At 70.4% G+C, this 9,645-nt stretch carries 14 protein-coding genes; 7 read left to right on the top strand and 7 right to left on the bottom strand.

Translation table 11 applies throughout. The features are described from left to right. The 5 genes from IE312_RS42780 to IE312_RS32080 all read right to left on the bottom strand — a co-directional run. On the bottom strand, window positions 1-753 hold a 753-nt coding region (locus IE312_RS42780; protein WP_229900689.1), incomplete at its 3' end, for a PAS domain-containing protein. Between the two features lie 312 nt (window positions 754-1,065). Further along, the gene (locus IE312_RS32095; RefSeq protein ID WP_189985764.1) at window positions 1,066-1,494 is read right to left on the bottom strand and encodes an ATP-binding protein; all 429 of its coding nucleotides are present in this window, start codon (window positions 1,492-1,494) and stop codon (window positions 1,066-1,068) included. Between the two features lie 473 nt (window positions 1,495-1,967). Next, the gene (locus tag IE312_RS32090) at window positions 1,968-2,408 is read right to left on the bottom strand and encodes a (deoxy)nucleoside triphosphate pyrophosphohydrolase (RefSeq protein WP_189985763.1); all 441 of its coding nucleotides are present in this window, start codon (window positions 2,406-2,408) and stop codon (window positions 1,968-1,970) included. A 30-nt stretch (window positions 2,409-2,438) separates the two neighbouring features. Further along, window positions 2,439-2,630 carry an SPOR domain-containing protein gene (locus tag IE312_RS32085; protein ID WP_189985762.1) on the bottom strand — a complete coding sequence of 64 codons (192 nt, stop codon included), beginning with the start codon at window positions 2,628-2,630 and terminating at the stop codon, window positions 2,439-2,441. Between the two features lie 403 nt (window positions 2,631-3,033). Beyond that, window positions 3,034-3,786, bottom strand: a complete 753-nt coding sequence (locus tag IE312_RS32080; protein WP_189985761.1) for a GntR family transcriptional regulator — start codon at window positions 3,784-3,786, stop codon at window positions 3,034-3,036. Between the two features lie 266 nt (window positions 3,787-4,052). Between IE312_RS32080 and IE312_RS32075 the strand changes: the two genes are divergently transcribed. The 6 genes from IE312_RS32075 (at window position 4,053) to IE312_RS44205 (ending at window position 7,995) form a co-directional block, all read left to right on the top strand. After that, on the top strand, window positions 4,053-5,228 hold the full coding sequence (locus IE312_RS32075; protein WP_229900688.1) for a serpin family protein: 1,176 nt from the start codon (window positions 4,053-4,055) through the stop codon (window positions 5,226-5,228). An 86-nt stretch (window positions 5,229-5,314) separates the two neighbouring features. Then, on the top strand, window positions 5,315-6,325 hold the full coding sequence (locus IE312_RS32070) for an aldo/keto reductase (RefSeq protein WP_189985760.1): 1,011 nt from the start codon (window positions 5,315-5,317) through the stop codon (window positions 6,323-6,325). A gap of 27 nt (window positions 6,326-6,352) precedes the next feature. Beyond that, on the top strand, window positions 6,353-6,772 hold the full coding sequence (locus IE312_RS32065; RefSeq protein WP_189985759.1) for an SRPBCC family protein: 420 nt from the start codon (window positions 6,353-6,355) through the stop codon (window positions 6,770-6,772). 152 nt (window positions 6,773-6,924) lie between these two features. Then, entirely contained in the window at window positions 6,925-7,053 is a 129-nt protein-coding gene (locus IE312_RS43870) for a hypothetical protein (RefSeq protein ID WP_268254379.1), read from the top strand. Between the two features lie 22 nt (window positions 7,054-7,075). Further along, window positions 7,076-7,213, top strand: a complete 138-nt coding sequence (locus tag IE312_RS32060) for a hypothetical protein (RefSeq protein ID WP_189985758.1) — start codon at window positions 7,076-7,078, stop codon at window positions 7,211-7,213. A 290-nt stretch (window positions 7,214-7,503) separates the two neighbouring features. After that, entirely contained in the window at window positions 7,504-7,995 is a 492-nt protein-coding gene (locus IE312_RS44205; protein WP_368860035.1) for an endonuclease VII domain-containing protein, read from the top strand. Window positions 7,996-8,077: 82 nt separating this feature from the next. Here the strand turns inward: IE312_RS44205 and IE312_RS32050 are convergent, their stop codons facing one another. Next, window positions 8,078-8,842, bottom strand: a complete 765-nt coding sequence (locus tag IE312_RS32050) for an IS5 family transposase (protein ID WP_189985782.1) — start codon at window positions 8,840-8,842, stop codon at window positions 8,078-8,080. 117 nt (window positions 8,843-8,959) lie between these two features. Here IE312_RS32050 and IE312_RS32045 point away from each other — a divergent pair, with 117 nt between their 5' ends. Beyond that, window positions 8,960-9,235, top strand: a complete 276-nt coding sequence (locus tag IE312_RS32045; RefSeq protein WP_189985757.1) for a hypothetical protein — start codon at window positions 8,960-8,962, stop codon at window positions 9,233-9,235. Window positions 9,236-9,292: 57 nt separating this feature from the next. Here the strand turns inward: IE312_RS32045 and IE312_RS32040 are convergent. Continuing rightward, on the bottom strand, window positions 9,293-9,645 hold a 353-nt coding region (locus tag IE312_RS32040; RefSeq protein WP_189985756.1), incomplete at its 5' end, for a hypothetical protein.

The raw sequence follows: 9,645 nt of genomic DNA, 5'->3' as shown, positions 1-9,645 counted from the left end.
CCGGCGTTCCTCGGATCCCGGGACGAAACCGGTGACGTGCATGTCGGTGATGGACTCGCCGGACTCCAGCACCCGCCGCAGGGTGGCCGAGACCCGCTCGGCCTCGCCGCGCGGCAGATAGTCGTGGACTCCCTTGCCCCGGTGGTCGTCCGGGGTGCCGCCGAAGATGGAGGCGAACCGCATGTTCGCCCGGCGGACCCGCAGGTCGACGTCGATCAGCAGGAAACCGAAAGGGGATTGACCGAAAATCGCCTGCGAGGCGGCGAGGTCGGTCTCGATGCTGCGCAGCGTCCGGACGTCCACGACGATACAGACGGCGGCCCTCTCGCCCTCGGCGGTGCGCGTCGGCATGACGTAGACCTCGGCCAGGCCTTCTTCACCGCGGGTGCCGTCCGGGCCGTCGGGCATCCGGAACGGCACCACTCCGGTCCACTCCCGCCCGTCGAGGATTTCGGCCATCTTCCGCTGGCCGCGCACGCGCAGATCGGGATCGATGAAAGCCTCTATCGGGTCCATGCCTACGGCGCGTCCGGCGGGGATACCGAAGAGCTGCTCGGCGCGCAGGCTCCACTGCTCGACCAGTCCGCCGGGACCGATGGAGAAGGACGCGACCTTGATGTAGTCGTAGATGGAACCGGGCGGACTGCTCTGCCACATGGCGTCGCCGGGCGCCGCGGCAGCCTCCGCGGCCCGACTCCTCGCGCCGTCCGACGGGTCCTCGGACTCCGTGGCCTTCGCTGGTATCTCGCTCACGCGAACCGTCCCCTCCAGCTCACCGCGTCCGGCACCGGTCACCGGGGGCGGCTGCCCGCAGTATCCAGCACTACGGTGCCGCACGACACGGTGTTCACGATCACAGCTCGGTCCAGGTGGTTTTCGGACCGGTCCGTGAGAACACTTCCACTCTTCTAACCAGGGAACACACCGCCGAACCCCCCATCACCGGACCGTGCGCGCCCCCGGCGCGCGGTGGGCGGCGCGCCGCCCGCTGTACACCCCCCGTGCCCCTGCGGCTGCCGCCATGCCGTCCGGACACCTCCGCGTCCCCCTACGGCTGCCGCCGCGTCACCCGGGCACCGCCAGTTCGAACCAGACGGTCTTTCCGCCCGCGCCGGGCCGGGTGCCCCAGCGCCGGGAGGAGCCCGCGACCAGCTGCAGGCCGCGTCCGCTCTCGTCCTCGGGCCGGGCGGCGCGCTCGCGCGGCGGATCGGGGAGCGGGTCGGAGACTTCCACGCGCAGCAGACCGGCGGGCTCGGCGGGGCGCACCAGCCGGACGCCGATGGGACCGGTGGCGTGCCGCAGCGAGTTGGTGACCAGCTCGCTCACCAGCAGGGCGGCGAGATCGGCGAGGCAGTTCAGGCCCCAGCCCCGCAACTGGCCGCGGACCGCCGCGCGGGCGCCGCGCACGGCGTCCGGCTCCGCGGGGAAGGTCCACTCGGCGCAGCCGCCTTCGGTGTCGCTCACGCCGATCACTTCCCAGGCCAGCGAGCCCACCCATGCCCGTTTTCATGGGGTTAATGGGCACATACCCGATATCCGGGCGGCAGTACCGCGCGCGAGGGCGCACTGTGGCACGAACGGGCGCGCTCGGTCCGGGGCCGTGCTTCCAGGACCGTCGGGAGTCATGCCCCTAGGGCCGTCGGGGGTCATGCTCCTCGGCCCGTCGAGGGTCATGCTCCTCGGACCGTCCGGGCCATACCCATAGGACCACCGGGGGCCATGCTCATGAGACCGTCCGGGCCCGCGCTTCCAGGAGCGTCGGGAGGTCACGCCCCTAGGGCCGTCGGGGGTTATGCCCCTCAGCCCGTCGAGGGGCATGCTCCTCGGACCGTCCGGGGCCATGCCCCTAGGACCATCGGGGGCCATACCCATAGGAGCACCGGGGGGTCATACCCATAGGACCACCGGGGGCCATGCCCGTAGGACCGTCCGGGGCCGCGCTTCCAGGAGGGTGCGGAGGCCCACTTCTAGGACCGTGCGGGGCCCTGCTCCGCGTCCCAGCGGGCGGCCACCTCCCGTACGGCCGGGACGTCCTGGTCGAGCCAGTCGACCTCCCAGATCCGGTCCGGGGTCAGCCAGCGCAGCTCGTCGTGGTCCTGGAGGGGGCTCGGCGCGGGCGAGCCGGGGCGCAGGCGGGCGGTCCACACCTGGAGGACGTACGGCGTCCGCAGCGGCCACTGTCCCGGCACCCGCCCGACCGGCTCGGCGTCGACGCCCAGTTCCTCGCGCAGTTCGCGTAGCAGGGCGTCCTCGGGCCGCTCCCCCGGTTCGACCTTGCCGCCGGGCAGCTCCCAGCGCCCGGCCAGGTCGGCGGGCGCGCTGCGGCGCGCGGCCAGCAGCCGGCCATCGTCGAGCAGGGCGGCTCCCACCACCACGATCCGGTCCGCTCCGGGGGTCTCGCGCGTCATGCAGCGGAGCCTACGGGAGGCCGTGCGTGGTCAGTTCTGCGTGCCGTCCCCGTTCTCGCCGATGCGCTCGACCCAGTAGAGCTGCTTGTGCCCCCGGTCGTCGAGGCTGTCGGCGATCTTCTGCGCCTCCGCGCGGGTCGCATAGCGGCCGACCCGGTAGCGATTGCCGTTGTCGTCCTGCCGTATCACGATCCAGGGGAGAGAGACCGTGCCCTCACTCATGGCCCCCACCGCCCGCGTTCCTTCTCGCACCGCCCCGCCCTCCCCCACTCCGGGGCCCCCGCCGTGCCCCGCCTAAGGAAACCGCAATCCGCATATGCCCGAGCGTACGCCCAACCTTCACGCTGCGAATACGCCTTTTCACAAAGAGGTACGCAACCAGCCAGAACGCCGGGGGCGCACGAGACCGAATGCGCCGTCGGGGGCAAAGTCGCCTCGGTCGGGGGCGTGCCGGTGGCAGGCGGACCACCTGCGAGAACGGCCGGATTGCGGCGGGCGGGGACGGGACGGCCAGGGCCGCGCGGCGGCGGGCGGCGCGCCAGGGTGTGCGCTACCTCACGCAGGGGGCGCGCGGCATCCCGCCGACCGGGCCGGGGCGGCCCTTCGCGGGCAGCTCAGGGGGCGGTCACTTCACGGGCAGGTGGTAGGCGACCCGGTAGCGGTCGGCCGGGATGACGATGTCGGCGGTCTCCACCGGGCGGCCGGAGGCGAAGTACGTGCGCTGGACGACCAGGACCACGTGCCCGGGGACGCCGCCGAGCAGGTGCAGTTCCTCGGCGAGGCCGGGGCGGGCGCCGACCTCCTCGGTGACGTTGTCCACGATGACGTCGATGGCCCGCATGCGCTCGACCACGCCCATCCCGCCGAGCGGGCCCTCCTCGGGAAGCATCACCGGGGTGCGGCCGGTGACCGTCAGGGGCTCCCAGGACGTGGAGAGCATCATCGGCTCGCCGGCCTCCCGGAACAGGTACTTGGTGCGCATGACCCGGTCACCGGCCGCAATGGCGAGCCGCTCGGCGACGGCCGCGCCGGCCTCGGCCTGCTCGCTGCTGGACTCCCAGGTGCCGCGCACCGAGGCGTCGGCCTGCTCCTGCCGGAAGGGGGTGGCGCCGCCCGCCGGCCGGTATCCGGAGCGGGCCAGCCGACGGGGCACCGGCCGTTCGCGCACGTAGGTGCCCGAGCCGGAACGGCCCTCGACCAGCCCCTCCGCCATCAGCACCTTGCGGGCCTCCAGGGCGACCGTGTCCGAGACGCCGTACTCCTCGCGGATGCGGGCCTGGGACGGCAGGCGGGTGTGGGGCGGCAGTGAACCGTCGACGATCTTCTTGCGGAGATCACCCGCGACACGCAGGTACGCCGGCTGTTCACCGAAAGTCACTGGCCGCTCCCATCAGGTTGTACAGACAGCAACAGCCTGGCAACCCTGGGTTGTGCCGTGCAAGCAAAGGCCAGAGAATCACTCGATGTGATGACAAAAGGCCGGGGAGGGCTTTACCCAGGCGCTTTCTCCCCCTTATACGGGGGCTCACACCCGGAGACCGGTGTCGTCATGCCGTCCGGCGTCCCCGGCCGCCGCCCCGGGAACCCCGGGGGGCCGCCGGGCCGTTGGGAAGGAGTACGGGCGGCACATGAACGGGGGGCGGGATGCGGGTGGACACCGGGCCGGACGGCCGGGCGGGCGATACGGCCGTCCGTGCCGTGAACGCGCTCACCGCACGGTGGGCGCAGGCCCTGCACGAGGGCACGGTGTTCTCGGCACCGGGCGTCTGGCCCCTGCTGGCCTTCCTGGCCGACGGCGCGGCCGGACCGGCGCGCGCGGAACTGGCCGGCGCCCTGGGCGTGCCCGCCGAGCAGGCGGCCGGTGCCGCGCGGGGGCTGCTGGCGGAACTGGCATCGGTGGCCGGCCTGGACGCTGCGCTCGGCCTGTGGACGCACCACGCGCTGGCGCTGCGCGAGGAGTGGCGGGCCGGGCTGCCCGCCGGCACCCACGGAGTCTTCGGGGACGACCTCGTCACCGCCCAGGAGCGGCTGGACGCCTGGGCGGCCGAGCGGACCGGCGGGCTCGTCGAGCGCATGCCGGTGACGCTGACCCGGGACGCGCGGATGGTGCTGGCCACCGCCCTCGCGCTGCGCACCGAGTGGCGCCAGCCCTTCACGGAGCGACCGCTGCGGCCCGGCGCCGGCCCCTGGCAGGGCCGCACCCTGCGCGGCCTGCACCGGCGCAGCGTGCGGCCGGACCGGGTGGGGGTGACGGGCACACCGGACGGCTTCGTCACGGCGCTGACCGTGCCCGGTGACAACGGCGTGGACGTCCACCTGGTTCTCGGCGAGGAGCGCATGACGCCGGGTCAGGTGCTGGCGGCCGGGGTGGCGGTCGTGGAGCGCGGCCTGCCGCTGACCGGGGGCGGCGCGCTGCCGCACGGGCACGTGGGCCCCGGACTGCACGTGGAGCAGCAGCCGGCCACCGCTCCGGAGCCGCGGACGCTGGACGTGACGACGGTGGCGTACGAGGTGCGGGCCGACCACGACCTGCTGGCGCTGCCGGGCCTCTTCGGCCTCACGACGGCGACGGACACCGACGGGGGCCACTTCCCGGGGGTGAGCCCCTACCCGACGCGAGCAGCACGGCCGGGTTCCGTGCCAGACCGCAGAGCAGCGAGGCCGGTGAACACCACCAGGCCTCAATCCCGTGACGCATCCCGTGGCGGCCCCGGACCGCCACGGACCGGCCATCGGCCCCACAGGCCCCACGGGAGCGTCACTTGCATTACCCCGCGTCTGCAAATATCGTCGTCAACAACAAAGCGCGTCTGCAAGTAGATGGGACGTGCGTTCGGCTCGAGAGCACGGGCACGCACCGAGTGCCCGCACCCCCTCGGCAGAGAACGGATCGAAAAGGCACCACCATGTCACTGAAGCACCTCCTTCCGGGCCGTCTCGGCTTCGGCACCGCCCCGCTGGGCAACATGTTCCGCGCGATCCCCGACGAGGAGGCCCGTGCGACCGTGGAGACCGCCTGGGACCAGGGCATCCGCTACTACGACACCGCCCCCTTCTACGGCGCCGGCCTCGCCGAGCAACGCCTGGGCCAGGTCCTGTCCACCGAGCCCCGCGACGCCTACGTGCTGTCCACCAAGGTCGGCCGGGTCGTCCTCGACGAGATCGAGACCGACGTCCCCGACTTCGGCGAGAAGGGCGGCCTCTTCGAGCACGGCAACCCCAACAGGATCGTCCACGAGTGGACCGCCGAGGCCACCGAGCGCTCCATCGAGGGCAGCCTCAAGCGCCTGGGCGTCGACCGGCTCGACATCGTCTGGGTCCACGACATCGCCCAGGACTTCCACGGCGACGCCTGGCTCCAGAAGTTCGAAGAGGCCCGCACCGGAGCCTTCCGCGTCCTGTCCCGCCTGCGCGACGAGGGCGTCATCAAGGCCTGGGGCCTGGGCGTCAACAAGACGGAGCCCATCGAGCTGACCCTCGCCCTGGACGAGCCCCGGCCCGACGGCTTCCTCCTCGCCGGCCGCTACACCCTCCTCGACCACGAGCACGCCCTGCAGCGCCTGCTGCCCATGGCGCAGGCACAGGGCGTCGACATGGTCGTCGGCGGCCCCTACAGCTCCGGCATCCTCGCCGGCGGCAGCCACTTCGAGTACCAGCAGGCCCCGCCGGAGATCATCGAGAAGGTCTCCCGCCTCAAGGCCCTCGCCGGGAAGCACGGCATCGGCATCAAGGCCGCTGCCCTGCAGTTCTCCCTCGCCCACCCGGTCAGCGCCGCGGTCATCCCCGGCGCCACCCGCCCCAGCCGCATCGCCGAGGACCTCTCCGCCCTCGACGAGAACATCCCCGCCGCGTTCTGGCAGGACCTGCGCGCCGCCGGGCTGGTCAGCCCCGCCGCCCCGCTGCCCGACGCCGCCTGAACCACGGCAAGACCCAGGAGCAAGACCATGGCCTCGACTTCCGCCAGCCGCACCGTGCCCGCCTCACCCGAAAAGGTCTGGAACCTCATGGGCGGCTTCGACGCCCTGCCCGACTGGCTTCCCTACATCCCCGAGAGCACCGCGCTCGAAGGGAACCGGGTACGCCGGCTGAAGAACCCCGAGGGCGAGGTCATCGTCGAACGCCTCGTGGACTTCAACGAGACCGAGCGCCACTACAGCTACGCCATCCTCCAGGCCCCGTTCCCCGTCGACGGCTACGTCTCCACCCTCCGGGTCCACACGGTCCCCGGCCGGGACGACATCGCCGAGGTCCAGTGGTCCGGCCGCTTCGACCCGGTCGGCGCCACCGAGGACGAGGTCGTCGACCTCTTCACCGGGATCTACCGCGACGGCCTCGACGCCCTCCACAAGACCCTCTCCGCCTGACACCGCGGTCACCGCGGAACCCCGCCACGCGGCACCGGCTTGTACCGCTCCGTCGGCCGGGGCGACAGGGGTACCGGAGCGGGCATGAAGGGGGCCCGACCCAGGAGGGTCGGGCCCCTCCTGACCTGTGCATGTGCCAGGTCAGGGGGGTGATGCGTCGCCCGCTAGTCACCGGCCACGCCGTCGGCTACCGGCTCGAACGAGGTGTCGGCAAGCTCGCCGCCCACCTCGACGGCACTGACTACATCGACAGCTATGACGACTTGGAGGACGCAGCTTGAGGAAGACCCCGCCTAGGGGCCGGTGATCGTGGAGCTCCCGGCCGGTATGGGCCCGGAGGAGTACGAGTTCTGGGACGACGCGACGCTGACCTACTACGAGCGCCAGGACGACGGCACGGTCATCTCCCGGCCGTACAACGAGAACGAGGGCGCCCAGTAGCAGGCCCGAGCTGCCCTCGACAGCCTTCAGCAGGAGGCCACGACCGCGATCGGCTAGCTGAGCGACCGGATCGACCTGAGCCTCGCCTTCCTGGCTCTCACAGAGCCGACCGCCGAGGAGACGGCAGCCCAGATCAAAGTGCTGTCCGACCTCGCCGCGTACAGCGCCGGAAGCCTGAAGCGGTCATCAAGGTTCTGTCCGTCCTGCTCAACCGGCCGGTCTGATCTGGATTGTCCGCGCGAGAGAGGAGTGATTTCGTGGCATGATTCGACAACTTGATCAACTTGGGGATGTGGGGGGCTACGTTGACTCAGAAGATGTGCAAGAGATGCCTTCTCAAGAAAGACTGCACTGACTTCCGAGCGGAAAAGACGAAGCGGGACGGTCTAGCTTCTTATTGTCGACCTTGCGAAAGCGAGTACCAGAAAGAGTATCGAACGAGGAATGCGGATCGATTGAAGGTGTACCGCGCTCAAACCTACGACACTGATCGCAAGTTCGCATCCGATGTAAAGTCCCGCTATGGCATCACAGCGGAAGATTACGAAGCCCTACTAGAAGCTCAGGGCGGCGCCTGCGCAATATGCCGGGAACCTTGCACTACCGGCAATCGGCTCTCCGTGGACCACGACCACGAATGCTGCCCCGGAAGGAGGTCTTGCGGGAAGTGCATAAGAGGGCTTCTATGCACCCGCTGCAACCCCGGGATCGGCTACTTTCGCGACAACGTCGAACTGTTGCGACGAGCAGTCGCCTACCTCGAAGGAGAAAGCAGCAAGTGACCTTTCCCCCTTCAAGAAGTGATCGAACTGCGCTTACCCAATCAGGTGACTTCGCACTCAGAAGCTAAGTTGGGCCCCTTCTTCACTCCGAGCTGGTCAGATGGAGGGTGAGGACGGCCTGAACGGGGCTGGTGATCCGGGTGGTCGAGCACCGCAGTTTGCGGAGGAGCCTCCAGGACTTGAGGGTGGCGATGGCCTGCTCCACGAGGGCCCGGATCTTCGCGTGGGACCGGTTCACCGCCTTCTGGCCTGCGGAGAGGGTCTCCCACCGGCCCCAGCACGGGATGCGGACCGTGCCGCCGGCGCCCCGATAGCCTTTGTCGGCCCAGCACTTGATGCCGGCCTCGGCGAGGGCGCCGACGATGCCGTGTTCACGGGCCGCGCGGACGTCGTGGACGGCGCCGGGCATGGCCGGTGAGGCCCACAGTAGCCGGCCGAAGGGATCCGCGATGACCTGCACGTTCATCCCATGCTTCTTGTGCTTTCCGGAGTAGAACGGGCGGTCGGCTGCGATGCGGTCGATCGGCAGGAGCGTGCCATCCAGGATCAGATACGCCTTCACCGACGCGGTTCGCACTACGTCGGCCAGGCTGGGGGCAAAGGCGGCCAGGAGCTCGACAGCCTCGGTGACGTACCGGTAGGCCGTCGTGGTGCCCACTCCGAACCCTGCTGCGAGCTGGGCATATGCATGACCCACCCGAAGATGGGCGAGCGTGAGCAGAGCCTGGCGGCCGGCGCTCAGACGCCGCCAGCGTGAGCCGATGTCGCGGCGGTGCTGCCGCAACTGCTGGGTGAGGAAGCGCAGGGCAGAGCTGGACACGTCGATGCCCGACGGGTAGACAAGCACGTGAAGCCTCTGGTGGACATGGTTCTCTTGGTCCAAAACCGTCTACCAGGGGCTTCACCATGTTGTCAGCCCAACTACCCTTCTGCGGGCACAGGTTGGAAAAGGTTCAATGCCTACATGACGTTCACGATGACGTGGGCGCAGGTCGCCGAGCATGCAGATGAGTGGACCGGCAGTGACTCCCGCGTGGCGGCTGCGGTCCTCGACGAGAAGATCGGGACGGCCATCTCCGCGAGCGGCATGAATCCGGAGGCGCAGGCCCACTTGCGCGAGACGTTCCTCCTCCTGGTCCGGGATGGCATCGCCGGCGCCGGAAAGGCCGCAGTCGAGGCCGGGCGGGACTGGAGCAAGGCTGCCGAGCCTCTCCTCGTCGCCCTCAGTCCGGCCGCCTGACGACAGACGAAGGCCCCAGTCCGAGCCGCTTCCGGTTCGGACTGGGGCCTTCGCGTACTACTTCACGCTGGTCTCGACAGCCTCGAAGATATCGGCGTCGGTTTCCTTCTGCCAGTCCGGCAGGTCGGGCCAGTCCGCCACGTAGCCCGGCTTCGGGTCCTCGAAGTGCTTGTACATCTGAGCCGTCCAGCACGTTGCCACGAAGCGGCCCTTCTGCTCGCGCGACAGGCGGGACGCGTGCCCACCGCTCAGGTCAAGGAACTGGCGCACCTGCTCGTACACGGCGCCGGCAGCCCCGCGTTCCCAGTCGGGCGTCTCCTCCCACGGGGTGACGTAGCTCGGCTTCGGCTCGCCAGGGAAATGCTTCCGCACCCCAGCAATCCACGCCTCACGGAAAACCCGTGCGCCCT

The sequence above is a fragment of the Streptomyces capoamus genome (assembly GCF_014654935.1).
GTDB classification, from domain to species: domain Bacteria; phylum Actinomycetota; class Actinomycetes; order Streptomycetales; family Streptomycetaceae; genus Streptomyces; species Streptomyces capoamus.
Note: the sequence above shows the minus strand (reverse complement) of the source record. Positions and strands in the feature narration are given on the sequence as shown.

Coding starts and splice junctions, on each gene's coding strand:
- IE312_RS32090 (WP_189985763.1), bottom strand. CDS start 2,408: ATGACGCGCGAGACCCCCGGAGCGGACCGGATCGTGGTGGTGGGAGCC.
- IE312_RS32085 (WP_189985762.1), bottom strand. CDS start 2,630: ATGAGTGAGGGCACGGTCTCTCTCCCCTGGATCGTGATACGGCAGGAC.
- IE312_RS32075 (WP_229900688.1), top strand. CDS start 4,053: ATGCGGGTGGACACCGGGCCGGACGGCCGGGCGGGCGATACGGCCGTC.
- IE312_RS32070 (WP_189985760.1), top strand. CDS start 5,315: ATGTCACTGAAGCACCTCCTTCCGGGCCGTCTCGGCTTCGGCACCGCC.
- IE312_RS32065 (WP_189985759.1), top strand. CDS start 6,353: ATGGCCTCGACTTCCGCCAGCCGCACCGTGCCCGCCTCACCCGAAAAG.
- IE312_RS43870 (WP_268254379.1), top strand. CDS start 6,925: ATGCGTCGCCCGCTAGTCACCGGCCACGCCGTCGGCTACCGGCTCGAA.
- IE312_RS44205 (WP_368860035.1), top strand. CDS start 7,504: ATGTGGGGGGCTACGTTGACTCAGAAGATGTGCAAGAGATGCCTTCTC.
- IE312_RS32045 (WP_189985757.1), top strand. CDS start 8,960: ATGACGTTCACGATGACGTGGGCGCAGGTCGCCGAGCATGCAGATGAG.